Consider the following 18938-nt stretch of genomic DNA (forward strand, 5'->3'; position numbering starts at 1 on the left):
CTCCCAGCACACACCAAACGGGCCTACCAAGATGGACCTGGCAAAGGCCCTTCCCCACCCATTTGCACGAGCACTGTGTACTGGTATCGGTGCTCAGCGGCCCGCTCCACTGGCATGCAGACAGATGGCCGCAGCGGCCGCCACATTCAGCGATTCCTCCCCCCCCGGTTGGGCGATGCGGATGCGCAGGGCGGCCCGCTCCTCCAGTGCAGCAGAAACCCCCTGACCTTCGTGCCCCAACACCCAGGCACAGGGCCAGGGCAAAGCGGCGCGGTGTAGATAGTCGCCCGCATGCGAGCTGGTCACCACCAAGGGCACCTGGAGCGCCTGGACATCCTCCAGCCCCACCCCCTCGATCAGGTCCAACGCAAAATGCGCCCCCATCCCGGCCCGCAAGACCTTGGGCGACCACAGCGCAGCACTGCCCTTGATGGCTATCACCTGCCTAAACCCGAACGCCGAGGCACTGCGCAGGATGGAGCCCACATTGCCCGCGTCCTGCACACGGTCCAGCACCACGGTCGCTGCATCAGCCCGCAGGGCAGCAGGGGTCGGTAGGTCCAGGATGAATCCCATGCGCGCCGGAGATTCCAGCCCACTGATGTCGGCAAACAGCGCATCAGCCAATACTATCGTTTTGATAGCATCCTGAGCATACTCAACGCGCGCAGACGGCCAAAAAGACTCAGAAAATACCGCCACCGACGCGCGCAACCCGCGCGCCAGCGCTGCGCGGCAGAGATGGTCCCCCTCCAGCCACACACGGCCTTGCTTGCGATAGGCCGTGGTGTCTTGGGCCAGGCGGCGCAGGTCCTTGACGAAGGCGTTGTCGCGGGAGTGGATGGCAATCACAGACGAAGAAGTCATCGGTAGTCTCGTGCAGCCCGGTCAGCTCGGCAGGTTCTGGGCCACCGGGGCGAACGAGCGCCGGTGGTGCACACAGGCGCCATGCTCGCGCAGGGCGGCCATGTGCACGGCCGTACCGTAGCCCTTGTGCCCGGCAAAACCGTATTGGGGAAATTCTTCGTGCACCTGCACACACCAGCGGTCGCGGTGCACCTTGGCCAGAATGGACGCCGCCGAGATGGACGGCACCAGCGCATCGCCCTTGACGATGGCTTCGGCCGGCACATCCAGCACGGGCAGCCGGTTGCCATCCACCAGCACCATCACTGGCTTGAGGCGCAGCCCCATGACGGCACGGCGCATGGCCAGCATGGTGGCCTGCAGGATGTTGAGGCGGTCGATCTCTTCCACGCTGGCCTCGGCAATACAAAAACACAGCGCCTTGGCGCGGATCTCGTCATAGAGTTTTTCGCGCCGCGCCGGGGTGAGCTTCTTGGAGTCGGCCAGGCCCGCAATCGGATGCAGGTCATCGAGGATGACGGCAGCAGCCACCACAGGCCCGGCCAGAGGGCCCCGGCCCGCTTCGTCCACGCCAGCCACCAGGCCAGGAGGATGCCAGGGCAGGCAGGTCTGCTCAGGCTGCGGGGGAGAGGATTTTCTGGATCGCATCGGCAGCCAATTGGGGGGTATTGCGTTGCAGGCATTCGTGCAACGCCACAAAGCGCTGCTCCAGCGCCGAGATTTTTGCGGGGTTGTTGCGCCGGGCATCCAGCCATTCGAGCGTGGCCGCGCAGAGCGCTTGCGGTGTGGCGGCATCCTGGATCAGCTCGGGCACCACAAACTCGCGGCACAGAATGTTGGGCAAACCCACCCAGGGCTGCAATTGCTTGCGGCGCATCAGCCACCAGCTCAGCGGGTGCATGTGGTAGCCAATCACCATGGGCCGCTTGAACAGTGCGGCTTCGAGCGTAGCAGTGCCACTGGCAATCAGCGTAGCGTCGCAGGCAGCCAGCACCGTGTGGGACTGCCCCGTGATGATCTGCACAACATCGCCCACACCACAGGCCTGGGCAATCTGCTCGATGCGGCCGCGCAGCGCCGGGACGGCAGGAACTATCAACTTGATAGCTGGTCGTGCTTGGCGGACAAGCGCAGCCGCCTCAAAAAAAGGGCGGGCGATGTACTGAACCTCTGAGGATCGGCTGCCTGGCAGGATGGCCAGAACCTCATCTGCGTCCTGCAAACCCAGTTGCGCGCGCGCCGCTACACGATCAGGCACCATGGGGATGACCCCCGCCAGGGGATGGCCCACATAGGTGGCGGCAATGCCGTGCTGCGCGAGCAACTCCGGCTCGAAGGGGAAGATACACAGCACATGGTCTGCACTTCGGCGGATCTTCTCAACCCGCTCGGCACGCCAGGCCCAGATGGACGGGCAAACGAAGTGCACTGTCTTGACGCCAGCGGCCCGCAGGTCGGCCTCCAGCCCCAGGTTGAAATCGGGAGCGTCCACGCCGATGAACACATCGGGGCGGTCCTTGAGCAGGCGCTCGCGCAGTTGTTTGCGGATACCCAGAAGCTCACGCAGGCGGCGCAGCACTTCCATGCTGTAGCCATGCACGGCCAGCTTCTCACTGGGCCACCAGGCGCTGAAGCCCCGGCGAGCCATCTGCGGGCCGCCGATGCCGCAGGATTGCAGCCCCGGCCAATGGGCCTGCATGCCATCGATCAACAGACCGGCGAGCAAGTCACCCGATGTCTCGCCCGCCACCATGGCGATGCGGGGGGAAGCACTCATCACAGCCTCTCAGCGCGCGATGCCGCGCGTGGAGGCATCCAGGAACGACAGCACCAGTGCGACATCGGCTGCCGCCTCGGGGTGGGCGGCAGGCAAGTCGGCCAAGGCGGCGCGCGCGGCCTCCAGCGTCAGCCCCTGGCGGTACAACACGCGGTGCATCTGCTTGATGCCGCCCACGCGTGCAGTCGAAAACCCCCTGCGGCGCAAGCCCTCCAGATTGAGCCCTCGCACGGACAGCGGGTTGCCATCCACCATCATGAAGGGCGGCACGTCCTGCGACACAGCGCTGGAGAACCCGATCATGGCATGCGCCCCGATCTTCACAAACTGATGGATACCGGTGAGCCCGCCCACCGTGACCCAGTCGCCAATCAGCACATGGCCTGCCAGCGTGGTGTTGTTGGCCATGGTCGTGTTGTTTCCCACATGGCAGTCATGCGCGATGTGGGTGTAGGCCATGATCCAGTTGTCGTCACCGATGCTGGTCTTGCCACCCGCACCCGGAACACCCCGGTTGAAAGTACAGAACTCACGCACCGTGTTGCGGTCGCCGATGACCAGCTCGGTGTCCTCGCCCTTGTACTTCTTGTCCTGCGGCTCGGCCCCCAGGGACGCGAACTGGAAGATCCGGTTGTCCTGGCCGATGGTGGTGCGCCCTTGAATAACGCAATGGGGCCCCACGGAACTGCCTGCACCGATCACGACCTGCGAACCAATCACCGCATAAGGCCCCACCGTGACGGAGGGGTCGATGCGGGCACCCGCCTCAACGATGGCAGTGGGATGAATGTTGCTCACGATCCAATAGCCAGAGTCGGTCAGCCCACGCTGCGCATGGTGCACATGAGTTCGGCCTCGCAGGCCACTTCCTCGCCCACACTCGCCACACCCTTGAACTTCCAGATGCCACCACGCACACGGTCAATGGTGATGGTCAAAATTAGCTGATCGCCCGGCTCCACGGGACGCTTGAAGCGCGCCCCATCGATACCAACAAAGTAGTAGATGTTGTTCTCGTCGGGCACCTTGCCCATCGCATCAAAAGCCAGCAGCCCTGCGGCCTGGGCGAGGGCTTCGAGGATCAGCACACCCGGCATCACGGGGCGCCCCGGGAAATGCCCACCAAAATACGGCTCGTTGAAGGTGACGTTCTTGATCGCCTTGATGCGGGTGTTGCTCTCAAGCTCAATCACCTTGTCCACCAGCAAAAAGGGATAGCGGTGCGGCAGTTGCTTGAGAATTGCGTGAATATCCATCATCGAGTTGTTCTTCCGTTCATGCTGCTTTGAGGGCCTGCTCCAGCGCCTTGATGCGCTCGCGCAGGCTGTGCAGTTGTTTGAGTGTCGCAGCGTTCTTTTCCCACCGCGCATTGTCGTCGATGGGAAACATACCCGTGTACTGGCCGGGCTGGGTCAGCGAGCGGGTGACGACCGTGGCTGCCGAGATGTGCACGTTGTCGGCCAACTCCAGGTGCCCCAGCACAATCGCGCCGCCCCCTACGGTGCAATGCGCACCAATGGTGGCGCTGCCCGCAATGCCCACGCACCCGGCCATCGCGGCATGTTTGCCGATGTGCACGTTGTGGCCCACCTGGATCAGGTTGTCGAGCTTCACGCCGTCTTCAATAACGGTGTCTTGCAACGCGCCCCGGTCGATGCAGGTATTGGCGCCGATTTCAACATCATCGCCAATGCGCACCGCGCCCAGTTGCTCGATCTTGACCCATTGCCCGTTCTCAGGCGCAAAACCAAAACCGTCAGCCCCGATCACCACGCCGGAGTGCACGATGCAGCGCGCGCCGATATGGCAGTCCTCCCCCACGGTGACCCGCGACTTGAGCACGGTGCCCGCACCCACATGCGCCCCGCGCTCGACCACACACAGGGGGCCGATGGTCGCTGTGGGGTGCACCTGGGCCGTGAGGTCCACCACGGCACTAGGATGCACGCCAGCAGGCCGTGCGGGTGCATTGCGCTGCCGCCACAACTGGGTGGCACGCGCAAAGTAGACATAGGGGTTGTCTGCCACGATGCAGGCGCCCCGTGCCAGAGCGGCCTCACGCAAGGCAGGCGCCACAATGACACAGGCCGCCCGAGAGGCGGCCAGTTGCTGTTGGTAGCGGGGATTGCTCAGGAAACTGAGGTCCCCGGGGCCTGCAACCTCCAATGGCGCGATGCGGGCAATGGCGGTGTCACGCGCCCCCCCCTCCAGCGAACCACCGAGCACATCCACAATGTGCCCGAGAAGCAGGCCACTCACGCGCCACCTGCCAAGTGCTGTGGCGTATTACTTGGCGCCAGCAGCGGCATTCAACGCCTTGATCACCTTGTCGGTGATGTCATGCTTGGGGTTGATGTAGACGGCCTCTTGCAGGATCACGTCGTACTTCTCGGCCTCAGCCACTTGCTTGACCACCTTGTTGGCACGCTCCAGCACCTGGGACAGCTCTTCGTTCTTGCGGGCGCTCAGGTCTTCCTGGAACTCACGGCGCTTGCGCTGGAAGTCACGATCCTGATCCACCAGCTGGCGCTGGCGCGTCGTGCGCTGGCTCTCGGCCATGGTGGGGGCTTCACGCTCGAACTTGTCGGTGGCGGTTTTCAGGGTGTTGCCCAGGTCCACCAGTTCTTTCTCGCGGCGGGAGAACTCCTGCTCCAACTTGGCCTGCGCAGCCTTGGCTGTGCTGGCTTCACGGAAGATGCGATCAGTATTGACAAAACCGGCTTTGAACTCCTGCGCCTGCGCAGGGGCTGCGACGGCAACAACGCCAAGCAGCAGGGCCACAGAGAAATGGCGAGAAAAGGATTTCATTAGAAAGACGTTCCGATCTGGAATTGCAATTTTTGGATTTTATCGCCAGCAAACTTGCGCACTGGCTGCGCAAACGCTAAACGCAACGGACCGAGCGGCGAAATCCAGCTCAGCCCAAGGCCCACGGAGGCACGCATGTCACTGAAAGTAACTTTTTCATGCTCTCCATACACGTTCCCCACGTCCACAAAAGTGAACACGCGCAGAGTACGGTCGTTACCCGCTCCTGGGAAAGGCGCAATCAGCTCCGCATTCAGGGTCACTTTCTTGGGTCCACCCAACGAGGCCCCTGTCACATCGCGCGGGCCCAGCGTGCCCTGGTCAAAGCCACGCACGGAACCCAGACCGCCCGAATAGAAGTTCTTGAAAACCGGGAAGGGACGGCCATTCATGCCCTTGCCAATGCCCGCCTCACCATTGAAGGCCACCGTGAAACGCTTGTTGAGCGGTATGTACTGCTGGTACTGGTAGTTGGCACGCACATAACGCGCATCGCCAGCCACAGACCACTCGGAATTCAGGCGCTGGTAACGGCCCGAGTTCGGGGCCAGGGCACTGTCCCGGTCATCGCGCGACCAACCCACCGTCAGGGGAATGGAGGTGCTGCTGTAGCCGAACTTGTCGGCATAGAAGAGATAAGTGGCGGGAATGTTGGTGCCAGGTTTGATCTTGGTCTGCTCCAAGCCTCCGCCGAAGAACACGGTGTCGGTCTCACTGAAGGGCACCCCGAAACGCACCGAAGTCCCTGTCGTGACCAACTGGTAGTTGCCGCCCTGGTCCTCGTAGGGTTTGTCGGTGCGGTAGTACACGTCCAGCGTGCGCGAAATGCCGTCGGGTGTGAAGTAAGGATTGGTCGTGCTGAACACCAGCGTGCGGCGGTACTTACTGGTGTTGACATCGATCCCCAGGTAGTTGCCTGAGCCGAAGATGTTCTCCTGCTTGATGCCAAACGACAGCGAGGCCTTTTCAGCACTGGAAAAGCCCACCCCCATCTGCAACGAACCCGTGGGTTTCTCGGCCACGTTGATCACCAGATCCACCTGGTCCGGCGCGCCTGGTACCTCCTGGGTCTCGACATTGACTTCTGTGAAGAAGCCCAAGCGGTCCACGCGGTCACGCGACATGCGAATTTTGTCGCCGTCGTACCATGAGGCTTCGTACTGGCGGAATTCGCGGCGAATCACTTCGTCACGCGTACGGTTGTTGCCGCTCACGTTGATGCGGCGCACATAGGCGCGGCGCGATGGCTCGGCCTGCACCACCAGAACGACGCGGTTGTTTTCGCGGTCGATTTCCGGCACGGCATCGACCCGGGCGAATGCAAAACCGAACCGGGCAAAGTACTCGGAGAATGCCTTGGTTGTTTCGGTCACTTGGTCGGCGTTGTAGGGCTCGCCGGGGCGGATGGTTACCAGAGACTTGAACTCATCTTCACGGTCCAGGTAGTTGCCCTCAAGCTTCACGCCCGACACCACATAACGCTCGCCCTCGGTGATGTTGACGGTGATGGAAATTTCTTGCTTGTCCGGCGAGATCGCCACCTGTGTGGAATCCACACGGAACTCCAGGTAACCACGCTGCAGGTAATACGAGCGCAGCGTTTCCAAATCGGCATTTAGCTTGGCGCGGGAATAGCGATCGGACTTGGTGTACCAGCTGAGCCAACCGCCCGTGTCCTGGTCGAACAGCCCCTTGAGGGTGGATTCGCTGAAGGCCTTATTGCCCAACAGGCGCACCTCCTTGATGCGCGCTGGCTCGCCCTCCGCCACCGTGAATGTCAGGTTCACGCGGTTGCGCTCAATGGGCGTCACGGTGGTCACCACCTCAGCGCCGTACAGGCTCTTGTTGATGTACTGGCGCTTGAGCTCCTGCTCCGCGCGATCGGCCAGGGCCTTATCGTAAGGGCGGCCTTCTGCGAGGCCCACGTCGCGCATGGCCTTCTTGAGAGCATCCTTGTCGAACTCGCGGGCGCCTGCAAAGTCCACATCGGCGATGGAGGGGCGCTCTTCGACCACCACCACCAGCACGTTGCCGCTGGCCTCCAGGCGCACGTCCTTGAACAGGCCCAGGCCAAACAGCGCGCGAATGGCTGCAGCACCCTTCTCGTCGTTGTAGTCATCACCCACCCGCAGGGGCATAGAGGCAAACACGGTGCCGGGCTCTACACGCTGCAGGCCTTCCACACGGATGTCCTGCACCTTGAAAGGCTCCAGAGCCCATGCCGCATTGGCGACAAAAACCATGGCGGCAACGGCCGATGCGGTACGCACGCCTAGGCGATTGATGTGTTTTTTCATGAATGAAGCTGGAGCCGCCATTGCGGGGCAATCGCGGCAAAAGGTTAGCCAAAGAGCCGGGTGATATCGTTGAACAGGGCTATGGACATCATGAGAAGCAGGACCGCAACGCCTCCACGCTGCAGACGCTCCATCCATGCGTCCGACACTCCCCTGCCCGTAATCCCCTCCCAAAGATAATACATCAGGTGCCCCCCGTCCAAGACAGGCAGCGGCAGCAGGTTGAGCACGCCCAGACTCACGCTGATGAGGGCAAGAAATACGAGGTACTGGGTCAACCCCATGCTGGCTGAGCGCCCGGCGTAGTCAGCAATCGTCAAGGGGCCGCTCAGATTCTTGAGAGAAGCCTCACCGATCACCATACGCCCCATCATGCGCAAGGTCAGTACCGACACGTCCCAGGTCTTGACCGCCCCAGCCCAGACGCCTTCGAACAGGCCGTATTCCACGGTCACAAACTCGGGGGCCGCGCCCACAAAGGCACCGATGCGCCCCACCGTGGCGCCCTGCTCCTGCTTGGCTTCCGGCAACACATCCAGCGTGAGCAACTGCCCCGCGCGGTCAATGCGCCAGGCCTGCGACAGGGGTTCGTTGCCACGCAGCGACTGGCGGATCAGCTCGCGCAACTGCTGGCCATCCACCACTTCGGCGGCCCCCAGCTTGAGCACCACATCGCCCTCGCGCAAACCAGCGCGGGCCGCCGCGCCATCGGGCATGACCTCGCCCAGGACAGGGCGCGTCCACGGCCCCAGAATCCCGATCTTGCGAAACAGCTGCGCATCGGCCTCTCGGCTGTCGATGCCCGACATATCCAGCAGGATCTCCCTGTGAGCAGCGCCTGCTTGCGGCTTCACATCCAGGCGCACGTTCTGCCCTTCGAGCGCACCACGCGTGAGCAGCCAGCGCAGGTCTTCAAACGAACGAACCGGCTCCATTTCCTCCGCGCCCAGCGCTGCACGTTCCACCAGCTCGCCACCCCGCAGGCCCGCCTTGTGCGCGACCGATCCAGCCACCGGGCTGGCCAGGAGGGCGCGAGGCTCCTCCACGCCATTCCAGTTCACGATGGAATACAGCAGCACCGCCAGAAACAGGTTGGCCAGGGGGCCAGCCGCCACAATGGCGGCCCGCGAACGCAGAGGCTGGGTGTTGAACGCTAGGTGACGCTCTTCGGGCGGCACGGGCGCCTCGCGCTCGTCCAGCATGCGCACATAGCCGCCCAGCGGAAAAGCACCAATCACAAACTCCGTGGGAGACCCCTTGGGTTGCCAGCGCAACAAGGGCTGGCCAAAACCCACCGAGAAGCGCAGCACCTTTACTCCGCAAGCCACGGCCACCCGGTAGTGCCCGTATTCATGCACCGCAATCAAAAGACCGAGGGCCACGACAAAAGCAACAAGGGTCAGCAGCATGGCGAAATGGTTCCGTGGGTCGGGAGGGCTCAGGCCGCCAATCGGCCTGCGGCATGCTCTGCAGCGCTGCGGGCCTGGGTGTCCAGATCCAGCAGGGCTTCGAGCGAATCCGGCTTGGAGGGCGTCACGGCCTCCAAAGTTGCAAGGTTGACCGCATGAATGTGATCAAACCGCAGGCGCCCGGACAAAAAAGCCCCCACAGCCACTTCATTGGCTGCGTTCAGAACGGCCGTCGTGCCTTCGGCTGCCTTCAGCGCCTGCCACGAAAGGTGCAGGCCCGGAAAACGAGTGGCATCGGCCTCTTCGAACGCCAGGGCGCTCAAGGTCGAAAAATCAAGCTTGCTGGCGCCGCTGGCAATGCGCTCAGGCCAGGCCAGGCCGCAGGCGATGGGCACGCGCATGTCCGGCGTGCCCAACTGCGCGAGGATGGACGCGTCCTTGAACTGCACCATCGAATGGATGATCTGCTGCGGATGGATCACCACCTTGATCTGGTCGGGATGCAGGTCAAACAACCACCGCGCCTCGATCACCTCCAGCGCCTTGTTCATCATGGTGGCCGAATCGACTGAGATCTTGCGGCCCATCGAGAAGTTGGGGTGCGCGCAGGCCTGGGCCGGGGTGATCTCGGCCAGAGTGGCGGGGTCGCGCTGACGGAACGGCCCCCCGGATGCCGTTAGCAGGATGCTGTCCACCCGATCGGGCCAGGTGGACGGATCTTCCGGCAGGCACTGGAAGATGGCGGAATGCTCGCTGTCGATGGGCAGCAGCGTGGCACCGCCCTGGCGCACAGTCTGCATGAACAAGCCCCCCCCTACCACCAGCGCCTCTTTGTTGGCCAGCAACAGCCGCTTGCCTGCCCGGGCGGCAGCCAGACAGGGCGCCAGACCCGCAGCCCCCACGATGGCGGCCATGACGGCATCCACATCGGAGTGAGATGCTATATTTTCAATAGCACCCTCCTCAAACAGGACGCGCGTAGGCAGGCCATTTTCCTTGATTTTTTCAGCCAGCAGCTGCGCATGGGGTGCACTGGCCATCACCGCATAACGGGGGCGGAACTGCGCGCACTGGGCCAGCAGCAAATCCACCTGGGTAGCAGCACTCAGGGCAAACACCTCGAAACGGTCCGGGTGGCGTGCCACCACATCGAGGGTGCTGGTGCCGATGGAGCCAGTGGAGCCGAGGACGGTGATTTTTTGTTTCATCATGGGGTCGTGAGGCGCGTGAGCATCATGGCCAGAGGCAAGGTAGGCAACAGGGCGTCCACGCGGTCAAGCACGCCGCCGTGCCCCGGCAGCAGGCCACTGCTGTCCTTGACCCCAGCGCTGCGCTTGATAAGCGATTCCACCAGGTCGCCGGACACGCTCATGGCCACCATGAACAAGGCCGCGACCACCAGCAGCCACCAGCCCTGCTGCGCCATGCGGCTGTAGAAGCTGGGCACTGCTGCTTGCCAGTGGGTATCGGCCGCCACCCAGACAAAGGCCATGACCACCACGCCCGCCAGCCCGCCCCACACGCCTTCCCAGCTCTTGCCCGGACTGATGGAGGGGGCCAGCTTGCCCTTGGTGAAGCGCAGGCCAAATGCACGGCCAGCGAAATAGGCAAAGATGTCGGCCACCCACACCAGCAGCAGCACCGACAGCAAGAAGTTGATCCCTACATTGCGCGCCTGCACCACCGCCAGCCAGGCCAGCCACAGGGCCAGCACACCGGCGACCAGGCGCACCGCTGCGGGAATACGGGGCCAGCCCGGCACCCCGGCCTGGAGCAGCCATGCGACCGCCAGCACCCAGAGCCCGCCCCCCGCTATCCACAGCGCTGTCAGCGGGCGATCCACCCAGCCCAGCGCCCAGGACCCCGCACACAATGCCGTGCAGACAGCACCCACGGCCACTGAGCCCGTCTGGCCCAGCCCGCTCAGGCGGCCCCACTCCCACGCACCGGCAGCCATGAGCACCAGCACCACCACCGCAAAGGGCACAGTGGAGGGGTAAAAAAGTGCTGGCAGCAAGATGGCCAGCAGAACAAGGGCAGTGATGACACGCTGTCTGAGCATGGGGCCTTTCAGAACCTGCTGGGGTTCTCAGCCCGGCATCGGCTGAGGATGCGCGGACAGGATCTGTTCCGAGGTTTTGCCAAAACGGCGTTCGCGGCTACCGAAAGCGACAATCGCTTCGTCCAACGCCGACTCATCGAAGTCCGGCCACAGCCGGTCACTGAACACAAACTCGGCGTACGCAGATTGCCACAGCAGGAAGTTGCTGATCCGCATTTCACCACCAGTGCGGATCACCAGATCCGGGTCGGGCACATGGGACATGCCCATCGCACCGTGCAGGCTGGCCTCGGTGATGGGCTCGCCTCGCGCGGCGAGCGACGCTGCCGCCTGGGCAATGTCCCAGCGGCCGCCGTAGTTGAAACACACATTGAGCACCAGGCGCGTGTTTTCGGCCGTAGCGGCCTCTGCCTGTGCCAGCCCCTCACGGACCTTCTGCGAGAGACCCGCTCGTTCGCCCACAAAGTACAGACGCACGCCGTCTTTCTTGAGCTGCGGCACTTCGCGGCCCAGCGCCAGAGCGAGCAGCTCCATGAGACCCGACACCTCGTCGGCGGGGCGGTTCCAGTTTTCGGAAGAAAACGCAAAAACGGTCAACACGCCTACGCCGCGCTCAGCACAGGCACGCACACAGCGGCGCAGCGAGTCAACCCCTTGCTTGTGGCCCGCTAGGCGCGGCAAGAATCGGCGCTTGGCCCAGCGGCCATTGCCATCCATGACGATGGCGATGTGGTGCGGCACCACCGGAGAAACAGACATGGGAACGATCAAGCCCTGGGGGCTTAAACCGCCATGATTTCCTGCTCTTTGGCGGCCACCAGCGCATCAATCTCGGCGATGTGCTTGTCGGTGAACTTCTGCACGTCGGTTTCGGCGCGCTTCTGGTCGTCTTCGGATGCCAGCTTGTCCTTGACCAGCTTCTTGACCGATTCGTTCGCGTCACGACGCAGGTTACGCACAGCAATCTTGGCGCTTTCGCCCTCGTTGCGCGCCAGCTTGGTCATTTCCTTGCGGCGCTCTTCGCTCATGGGTGGCATGGGCACGCGAATCAGGTCGCCCATGGAGGCCGGATTCAGGCCCAGATCGCTTTCGCGAATGGCCTTCTCGATCTTGGCGCCCATGCCCTTTTCCCAGGGTTGCACACTGATGGTGCGCGAGTCGATGAGGGCCACGTTGGCCACCTGGCTCAGGGGCACCAGGGAACCATAGTATTCGACCTGCACCGTATCGAGCAGCGCGGGGTTGGCGCGGCCGGTGCGGATCTTCTGCAGGTTGTTCTTGAAGGCCGTGATGGACTGGTCCATCTTGGTCTCTGTGGTTTTCTTGATGTCGGCAATCGTCATGTTTTCTCCTGGGGCCGACCTGCATCCGGTGCAGGTCCATCCATCGTGATCAAGCGTAAACCAGCGTACCCTCGTCCTCACCCATCACCACGCGCTTCAGGGCGCCATGCTTGATGATCGAGAACACCTTCACCGGCAGCTTCTGGTCGCGGCACAGGGCAAAGGCAGTCGCATCCATGATGCCCAGGTTGCGGGACATAGCCTCGTCAAAACTCAGCTTGGTGTAGCGAGTGGCCGTGGGATCCTTCTGGGGGTCGGCAGTATAAACGCCGTCCACCTTGGTGGCCTTGAGCACCAGTTCGGCGCCAATCTCGGCACCGCGCAGGGCCGCTGCTGTGTCAGTGGTGAAAAAAGGATTGCCCGTGCCAGCGGCAAACACAACGACCTTGCCCTCTTCGAGGTACTGCAGGGCCTTCGGGCGCACATAGGGCTCAACCACCTGCTCGATAGCGATCGCTGACATCACACGGGCGACGAGGCCCTGCTTGTCCATGGCATCGGCCAAGGCAAGCGCGTTCATCACAGTGGCCAGCATGCCCATGTAGTCGGCGGTGGCACGGTCCATGCCGACCGAACCGCCCGCGACACCACGGAAAATATTGCCCCCACCGATCACCACCGCCACCTGCACACCCAAGCGGGTGACTTCGGCGATCTCTTCCACCATGCGGACGATGGTGGCACGGTTGATGCCAAAGGCGTCATCCCCCATCAGCGCCTCACCAGACAGCTTGAGCAGGATGCGCTTGTGGGCTGGTGCAGCGTGGGACATGGGTGATTTCTCCAAAGGCAGGTACGGCGGTAAAAAATGTGGGGGACGAGGCTGCAATGCAGCCGATCAGGCAGCAGCAGCCTTGGCGGCAGCCACCTGGGCAGCCACTTCGGCAGCGAAGTCGTCAGCCTTCTTCTCAATGCCTTCGCCCACCACGTAGAGGGTGAAGCCCTTCACGTTGGTGTTGGCAGCCTTGAGCATCTGGGCCACGGTTTGCTTGCCGTCGGCAGCCTTCACGAAGACCTGGTCGGCCAGCGAGACTTCCTTGAGGTACTTTTGCACAGCGCCGTCGATGCGCTTGGCGGTGATTTCGGCGCTTTGTGCAGGCTTGCCAGCGGCAACCAGTTCCTTGTTGGCTTCGTCAGCCTTGCCTTCAGCAACCGAGCGCTCCTTGGCGATCAGGTCGGCAGGCACGTCGGCGCTGGTCAGGGCCACGGGCTTCATGGCGGCCACGTGCATGGCCACGTCCTTGGCGGCTGCGGCATCACCGTCGAACTCGACGACCACACCGATGCGCGAACCGTGCAGGTAAGCAGCTAGGTTGGAGCCGCTGAAACGCTTGAAGCGGCGGAACGACATGTTTTCGCCGATCTTGCCGATCAGGCCCTTGCGCACGTCTTCCAGCGTGGGGCCGAAGCTGTCTTGCTCGTAGGCCAGGGCACCCAGGGCTTCGATGTCGGCAGGGTTGTGCTCAGCGATCAGCTTGGCCGCAGCGTTGGCCATGGCGATGAAGCTGTCGTTCTTGGAAACGAAGTCCGTTTCGCTGTTCACTTCGACCAGCGCGCCCACATCGCCGCTGATGAAGCTGGCGACCACGCCTTCAGCCGTCACGCGCGAGGCGGCCTTGCCAGCCTTCGTGCCCAGCTTGACGCGCAGCAGCTCTTCGGCCTTGGCCATGTCGCCATCGGCTTCCGTCAGTGCCTTCTTGCATTCCATCATGGGGGCATCGGTCTTGCCACGCAGTTCAGCGACCATGCTTGCGGTAATTGCAGCCATCTTTATTCCTTCAGTGTTCAGTTCAATCGATTGGATTCAGCCTAAAAAAAAGGGGCTCACAGGGGCCCCGCTTTTCTTCGCGACGTATCGCGCAGCCGGGTATCAGGCGGCGGCTTCTTGCACTTCCACGAACTCGTCCGAGCTTTCGGACGCAGCGGCCTTGACCACTTCGTTCACGGCGTTGGCGCGGCCTTCGATGATCGCGTCAGCGATGCCACGGGCATACAGCGTCACAGCCTTGGCCGAGTCGTCGTTGCCGGGGATCACGTAGTCGATGCCTTCGGGTGAGTGGTTGGTATCCACCACGCCAATCAGTGGAATGCCCAGCTTCTTGGCTTCAGCGACAGCGATCTTGTGAAAGCCCACGTCGATGATGAAGATGGCGTCGGGCAGAGCAGCCATATCCTGGATGCCGCCGATGTCCTTCTCGAGCTTCTCGATTTCGCGGGAGAACGTCAGTTGCTCCTTCTTGCTCAGGCTGTCGAGGCCAGCTTCTTGCTGGGCCTTCATGTCCTTCAGGCGCTTGATCGAGGTCTTCACGGTCTTGAAGTTCGTCAGCATGCCACCCAGCCAGCGCTGATCCACGAAAGGCACGCCAGCGCGCAGAGCTTCGGTGGACAGGATTTCACGGGCTTGGCGCTTTGTGCCGACCATCAGGATCGTGCCGCGGTTGGCAGCCAGTTGCTTGGCGAACTTTTGGGCTTCCTGGAACAGTGGCAGCGACTTTTCCAGGTTGATGATGTGAATCTTGTTGCGATGACCGAAGATGTAGGGGGCCATCTTGGGGTTCCAGAAGCGGGTTTGGTGACCGAAGTGGACACCGGCTTCCAGCATTTCGCGCATGGTAACGGACATAAAAATACTCCAAAGGTTAGGTCTAAAATCAGCCCCAATATTTGCAGCACCGTGTCCTTCACGAATGCCGCAACACCTTGACAGGGCTGCTTTGCGATTGGCTTTGCGACAGCCGTCACACCTGCGATGCATGCACCGCGTGCGTCACTGCTTCCAGCAAAACCCAAAGATTCTAGCACACCATGCTGCCTGACCTGATCACCGCCCGCGACCGACTGCGGGAGGGCGCCACCACTGCGCCCGCCGAGCTGGAACGTTGCATCGACGCCGCCCAGGCCCCCGCCAACACCCACAGCTTTGTCCGCACGATGTTCGATGAGGCACGCACCACAGCGGTGCAACCCGGTATGACCCAGTTACCCCTGGCTGGGCTGGCGGTGTCGGTCAAGGACCTGTTCGACATTGCAGGCCAGACCACGCCCGCAGGCTCCATCGTTCTGGCCGATGCGCCTGCCGCCGCCCAGGACTGTCCTGCGGTTGCCCGCCTGCGCGCGGCCGGGGCCAGCCTGATCGGCCGCACGAACATGGTCGAATTCGCCTTTTCGGGCGTGGGCGTGAACCCGCACCACGGCACGCCTGCGGCCTGGGATGCACGCTCCGGCGCCCTGCCCGGCGCGCCGCGTGTGCCGGGCGGCTCGTCCTCCGGCGCGGGCGTATCGGTGGCCACAGGGGCGGCGTTCATTGGGTTGGGGTCGGACACCGGCGGCTCCATCCGCATCCCTGCCGCACTGAACGGCATCGTTGGCTTCAAGAACACCGCGCGCCTGGTGCCCACCACCGGTGCCGTCCCGCTGTCCACCACGCTCGATACCGCCTGCGCCGTGACGCGCACCGTGCGCGATGCCATCGTGGCTCACGAGGTGCTGGCCGCCCGGCGCGTCACACGCAGCCTGGCGCCACTGTCGCAGTACCGGCTGGCCGTCCCGTCCACCTTGTTTCTGGACGGACTAGACGCCACCGTTGCCCAGGCTTTTGAGCGCACCCTGCGCGCCCTGCGCCAGGCGGGAGCACGCGTTGACACCATTGCCCTGCCCGCCGTCCAGGAGCAGCCCGCCTACGGCTTTGCCGCCCCCGAAAGCTATGCCTGGCACCGCGCTCTGCTGCAACGTGCAGGCAGTAGTTACGACCCCCGCGTACGTACCCGCATCGAGCGGGGCGCCACCCTGATGGCCTGGGAGTATGTAGACCTGCTGCAGGCCCGCCAACAATGGATCGCACGCATGCAGGCCGACATGGAGGGCTACGACGCCCTCCTCTCGCCAACCGTGCCTATCGTGGCACCTTTGCTGGCCGATGTGGCACCGGCCGATGGCGACGATGCCGCCCGGGATGCCGCGCGCGATGCGGAGTTCTTCCGAGTGAACAACCTGCTGCTGCGCAATACCAGCGTGGTCAACCTGCTGGACGGCTGCGCGCTGTCCCTGCCCTGCCATGCTCCCGGGGAACTCCCGGTGGGTCTGATGGTCTGGCACGGAGCCTTGCGGGACGACACAGTGCTTAACGTGGGCCTGCAGATCGAACAAACACTACAAAAATAATAGCTACTCGCGCTCTACCAACAGGCGCAAGAGGCCAAAAACACCCATATTTCATGAAGATTGCCATCGTGGGCGCCGGCATTGTCGGCGTCACCACCGCGTACGAGTTGGCCAGCGACGGCCACGAAGTCACTGTTTTTGAACAACGCAGCGCCGCCGCTGAAGAAGCCAGCTTTGCCACGGCTGGCCTGCTCGCCCCGCACCTGCTCAGCCCTTGGGCCGCGCCAGGATTCGGCCACGCCCTGCGACTGATAGGGCCACATGCCACGCTGCGGCTGTCCGGCGGACTGAGCCGGGCCAACTGGGCCTGGCTGAGCCGCTGGCGCAGCGCCACACACGCCAGCAGCGCCCCGGCTGCCGCGCTGGAGCGGCTAGCCCAATACAGCCAGAGCCGCCTGCAGACCCTGGTCCACCGGCACGAACTCGACTTTGAGGCCAGCGAAGGACGCCTCGTGTTGCTGCGCACGGAACAAGAACGCGACCTGCTCCAGCCCGCCCTGCAGGTACTTCGCGACAGCGGTGTGGCCTTGCGTGAAGTCACCGCCAATGTGGCACGCCAGATCGAACCCGGACTGTCGCCCGAAGCCCCGTTGGCGGGCGCCATCCATCTGCCCGATGCGCGCGCTGGCAACTGCCGCCTCTTTGCTCAGCTGCTGCGCCAGGGCACACAAGGCTCAGGCGTGCGCTTCGCCTTCAACACCCGCATCGATCGCATCGGGGCCAACCCTGCCGGCGTGGTGGTACAGGGTGAGCCCGATCTGAGGCGGTTCGACGCTGTGGTGCTGTGCGCGGGCACGGCCTCGGCCGCACTGTTGCCGGCACTGGGCTTGCGCCTGCCCATGGCGGCCGTGTATGGCTACTCCGTCAGCGCCCCGCTGCGTGAATCCACCCATGCTCCCCAGGCCAGTGTGGTGGACGCTGCCCAGCAGATCTCCATCACGCGCCTAGGTCAGCGCGTGCGCATTGCAGGCGGCGCCGAACTGGCGGGCGCCGATGCCGAGCACCACACTGCCACCTTGCAGCGCCTGTACCGCACGCTCAACGACTGGTTTCCCGGCGGTGCACAGCTTTCGTCCGGGGTGCAGGTCTGGCGCGGCGCACGCCCCCTGCTGCCCGATGGCGCCCCTGTGGTGGGCGCCAGCGGTGTGCCCGGCCTGTGGCTCAACACCGGCCACGGTGCGGGTGGCTGGGCCCTGGCCTGCGGCACCGCGCGGGCGGTGGCAGATCTCATTGCACAGCGCGCGCCCGAGGTGCCGCTCGACGGCCTGGGCATGCGTCGGTTCTGAGGCGCGGTGCGTTGTCGCCACCCGGGACGGCGACGCACAATGGCAAACGCACGGCATGACCGCCGTGCAGCACCTGCCGCCACCATGCACCGCATTACCTCCCACCAACCCCACCCGCTATTCAATACCGCCGCCACGCGACGCATCGAGCAGGCAGCCGCCGCCGCCTTGCCCCCGCACACCCTGATGCAGCGCGCAGGCCTGGCCGTGGCGCAACTGGCTCAGGCCCTGGCGCCGCACGCACGCACGGTGTGGATCGCCTGCGGCCCCGGCAACAACGGCGGCGATGGGCTGGAAGCCGCCATGCACCTACAGCGCAGTGGTCGCCAGGTGGCGGTGACTTGGCTCGGCCAAGCAGACAAAGCCCCGGCGGATGCAAATGCATCGTGGCAACGCGCCCAGGCTGCGGGTGTGGTGTGGGCCGACGCCCCCCCCGCCGATCTGGGCCCGCAGGACCTGTGCATTGACGCACTGCTGGGCATTGGCGTTTGCTCGTCGCCCCAAGCCCCCGTCCGAGTACCCGATGCGCGGCTGCTGGCCTGCCAACACGCCCTGCAGCACAGCCCGGCGACCGTACTGGCAGTGGATCTGCCCAGCGGGCTGGATGCCGACACCGGCCAGTTCGCTGCGGACTTTGGCCCCCTGGTCGCGCCGTACCGCCCTACCCATACGCTGAGTCTGCTGACCCTCAAGCCCGGCCTGTTCACCGCTGCCGGGCGTGACGCAGCGGGCCAGGTGTGGTGGGACGACCTGGGCGTGGACGTCGGGCACGAGCCACCCAGCGGTTGGCTCAGCGGCCCGCCCCTGCCCACGCCGCGAGCCCATGCCAGCCACAAAGGCAGCTACGGCGACGTGGCCGTGGTGGGCGGCGAAGGTCTTGCTGCACGCGGCATGGGCATGGCGGGCCGCTGAGCCAACCGCTGGGTGG

At 63.8% G+C, this 18938-nt stretch carries 18 protein-coding genes and 1 pseudogene; 3 read left to right on the top strand and 16 right to left on the bottom strand.

The features are described from left to right. Positions 1 to 93 precede the first annotated feature (93 nt). The 16 genes from DBR12_RS17520 to rpsB form a co-directional block, all read right to left on the bottom strand. Positions 94 to 867, bottom strand: a complete 774-nt coding sequence (locus tag DBR12_RS17520; protein WP_108618440.1) for an RNA methyltransferase — start codon at positions 865 to 867, stop codon at positions 94 to 96. Positions 868 to 888: 21 nt separating this feature from the next. Further along, positions 889 to 1515: a ribonuclease HII gene (gene rnhB / locus DBR12_RS17525; RefSeq protein ID WP_108618441.1), complete on the bottom strand. Its 627-nt coding sequence runs from the start codon at positions 1513 to 1515 to the stop codon at positions 889 to 891. Next, positions 1481 to 2644 carry a lipid-A-disaccharide synthase gene (gene lpxB / locus DBR12_RS17530; protein ID WP_108618442.1) on the bottom strand — a complete coding sequence of 388 codons (1164 nt, stop codon included), beginning with the start codon at positions 2642 to 2644 and terminating at the stop codon, positions 1481 to 1483. The genes rnhB and lpxB overlap by 35 nt, the downstream gene beginning before the upstream one ends. Before the next feature lie 9 nt (positions 2645 to 2653). Further along, complete coding sequence (gene lpxA / locus DBR12_RS17535; protein WP_108618457.1) at positions 2654 to 3442, bottom strand: acyl-ACP--UDP-N-acetylglucosamine O-acyltransferase; 789 nt, start codon at positions 3440 to 3442, stop codon at positions 2654 to 2656. A 20-nt stretch (positions 3443 to 3462) separates the two neighbouring features. Then, a complete protein-coding gene (fabZ, locus tag DBR12_RS17540; RefSeq protein WP_063459515.1) occupies positions 3463 to 3903 on the bottom strand; it encodes a 3-hydroxyacyl-ACP dehydratase FabZ in 441 nt (146 codons plus the stop codon). A gap of 16 nt (positions 3904 to 3919) precedes the next feature. Next, on the bottom strand, positions 3920 to 4903 hold the full coding sequence (gene lpxD / locus DBR12_RS17545) for a UDP-3-O-(3-hydroxymyristoyl)glucosamine N-acyltransferase (RefSeq protein ID WP_369861649.1): 984 nt from the start codon (positions 4901 to 4903) through the stop codon (positions 3920 to 3922). A 27-nt stretch (positions 4904 to 4930) separates the two neighbouring features. Next, a complete protein-coding gene (locus DBR12_RS17550) occupies positions 4931 to 5452 on the bottom strand; it encodes an OmpH family outer membrane protein (protein WP_108618443.1) in 522 nt (173 codons plus the stop codon). Beyond that, positions 5452 to 7749, bottom strand: coding sequence for an outer membrane protein assembly factor BamA (gene bamA / locus DBR12_RS17555; protein ID WP_108618444.1), 2298 nt, complete (start codon positions 7747 to 7749; stop codon positions 5452 to 5454). Before bamA ends, DBR12_RS17550 begins: the two co-directional genes overlap by 1 nt. Before the next feature lie 44 nt (positions 7750 to 7793). Further along, positions 7794 to 9158, bottom strand: coding sequence for an RIP metalloprotease RseP (rseP, locus tag DBR12_RS17560; protein ID WP_108618445.1), 1365 nt, complete (start codon positions 9156 to 9158; stop codon positions 7794 to 7796). Positions 9159 to 9187: 29 nt separating this feature from the next. Further along, a complete protein-coding gene (gene ispC / locus DBR12_RS17565) occupies positions 9188 to 10366 on the bottom strand; it encodes a 1-deoxy-D-xylulose-5-phosphate reductoisomerase (RefSeq protein ID WP_108618446.1) in 1179 nt (392 codons plus the stop codon). Further along, the gene (locus DBR12_RS17570; RefSeq protein WP_108618447.1) at positions 10366 to 11220 is read right to left on the bottom strand and encodes a phosphatidate cytidylyltransferase; all 855 of its coding nucleotides are present in this window, start codon (positions 11218 to 11220) and stop codon (positions 10366 to 10368) included. Before DBR12_RS17570 ends, ispC begins: the two co-directional genes overlap by 1 nt. A 27-nt stretch (positions 11221 to 11247) precedes the next feature. Next, entirely contained in the window at positions 11248 to 11979 is a 732-nt protein-coding gene (gene uppS, locus DBR12_RS17575) for a polyprenyl diphosphate synthase (RefSeq protein ID WP_108618448.1), read from the bottom strand. Positions 11980 to 12002: 23 nt separating this feature from the next. Beyond that, on the bottom strand, positions 12003 to 12563 hold the full coding sequence (gene frr, locus DBR12_RS17580; RefSeq protein WP_108618449.1) for a ribosome recycling factor: 561 nt from the start codon (positions 12561 to 12563) through the stop codon (positions 12003 to 12005). A 49-nt stretch (positions 12564 to 12612) separates the two neighbouring features. Then, positions 12613 to 13335 (bottom strand): UMP kinase, encoded by a 723-nt coding sequence (gene pyrH, locus DBR12_RS17585; RefSeq protein WP_026436856.1) that lies wholly within the window; start codon positions 13333 to 13335, stop codon positions 12613 to 12615. Between the two features lie 66 nt (positions 13336 to 13401). After that, positions 13402 to 14331, bottom strand: coding sequence for a translation elongation factor Ts (tsf, locus tag DBR12_RS17590; protein ID WP_108618450.1), 930 nt, complete (start codon positions 14329 to 14331; stop codon positions 13402 to 13404). Positions 14332 to 14433: 102 nt separating this feature from the next. Continuing rightward, positions 14434 to 15186 carry a 30S ribosomal protein S2 gene (rpsB, locus tag DBR12_RS17595; protein WP_063459507.1) on the bottom strand — a complete coding sequence of 251 codons (753 nt, stop codon included), beginning with the start codon at positions 15184 to 15186 and terminating at the stop codon, positions 14434 to 14436. A 182-nt stretch (positions 15187 to 15368) separates the two neighbouring features. Between rpsB and DBR12_RS17600 the strand changes: the two genes are divergently transcribed. The 3 genes and pseudogenes from DBR12_RS17600 to DBR12_RS23110 form a co-directional block, all read left to right on the top strand. Beyond that, positions 15369 to 16724: an amidase gene (locus DBR12_RS17600; RefSeq protein WP_108618451.1), complete on the top strand. Its 1356-nt coding sequence runs from the start codon at positions 15369 to 15371 to the stop codon at positions 16722 to 16724. Positions 16725 to 16777: 53 nt separating this feature from the next. Continuing rightward, positions 16778 to 18010, top strand: a complete 1233-nt coding sequence (locus DBR12_RS17605; protein ID WP_108618452.1) for an FAD-dependent oxidoreductase — start codon at positions 16778 to 16780, stop codon at positions 18008 to 18010. A gap of 84 nt (positions 18011 to 18094) precedes the next feature. After that, positions 18095 to 18938 (top strand): annotated as a pseudogene (locus DBR12_RS23110) (NAD(P)H-hydrate epimerase); the annotation flags it as partial.

This window comes from Acidovorax sp. HMWF029 (assembly GCF_003060895.1).
In the GTDB taxonomy this organism is placed as follows: domain Bacteria; phylum Pseudomonadota; class Gammaproteobacteria; order Burkholderiales; family Burkholderiaceae_C; genus Acidovorax.

Coding starts and splice junctions, on each gene's coding strand:
- ispC (WP_108618446.1), bottom strand. CDS start 10,366: ATGAAACAAAAAATCACCGTCCTCGGCTCCACTGGCTCCATCGGCACC.
- lpxB (WP_108618442.1), bottom strand. CDS start 2,644: ATGAGTGCTTCCCCCCGCATCGCCATGGTGGCGGGCGAGACATCGGGT.
- tsf (WP_108618450.1), bottom strand. CDS start 14,331: ATGGCTGCAATTACCGCAAGCATGGTCGCTGAACTGCGTGGCAAGACC.
- rpsB (WP_063459507.1), bottom strand. CDS start 15,186: ATGTCCGTTACCATGCGCGAAATGCTGGAAGCCGGTGTCCACTTCGGT.
- pyrH (WP_026436856.1), bottom strand. CDS start 13,335: ATGTCCCACGCTGCACCAGCCCACAAGCGCATCCTGCTCAAGCTGTCT.
- frr (WP_108618449.1), bottom strand. CDS start 12,563: ATGACGATTGCCGACATCAAGAAAACCACAGAGACCAAGATGGACCAG.
- DBR12_RS17600 (WP_108618451.1), top strand. CDS start 15,369: ATGCTGCCTGACCTGATCACCGCCCGCGACCGACTGCGGGAGGGCGCC.
- bamA (WP_108618444.1), bottom strand. CDS start 7,749: ATGAAAAAACACATCAATCGCCTAGGCGTGCGTACCGCATCGGCCGTT.
- rseP (WP_108618445.1), bottom strand. CDS start 9,158: ATGCTGCTGACCCTTGTTGCTTTTGTCGTGGCCCTCGGTCTTTTGATT.
- DBR12_RS17605 (WP_108618452.1), top strand. CDS start 16,778: ATGAAGATTGCCATCGTGGGCGCCGGCATTGTCGGCGTCACCACCGCG.
- DBR12_RS17570 (WP_108618447.1), bottom strand. CDS start 11,220: ATGCTCAGACAGCGTGTCATCACTGCCCTTGTTCTGCTGGCCATCTTG.
- DBR12_RS17550 (WP_108618443.1), bottom strand. CDS start 5,452: ATGAAATCCTTTTCTCGCCATTTCTCTGTGGCCCTGCTGCTTGGCGTT.
- fabZ (WP_063459515.1), bottom strand. CDS start 3,903: ATGATGGATATTCACGCAATTCTCAAGCAACTGCCGCACCGCTATCCC.
- DBR12_RS17520 (WP_108618440.1), bottom strand. CDS start 867: ATGACTTCTTCGTCTGTGATTGCCATCCACTCCCGCGACAACGCCTTC.
- uppS (WP_108618448.1), bottom strand. CDS start 11,979: ATGTCTGTTTCTCCGGTGGTGCCGCACCACATCGCCATCGTCATGGAT.
- rnhB (WP_108618441.1), bottom strand. CDS start 1,515: ATGCGATCCAGAAAATCCTCTCCCCCGCAGCCTGAGCAGACCTGCCTG.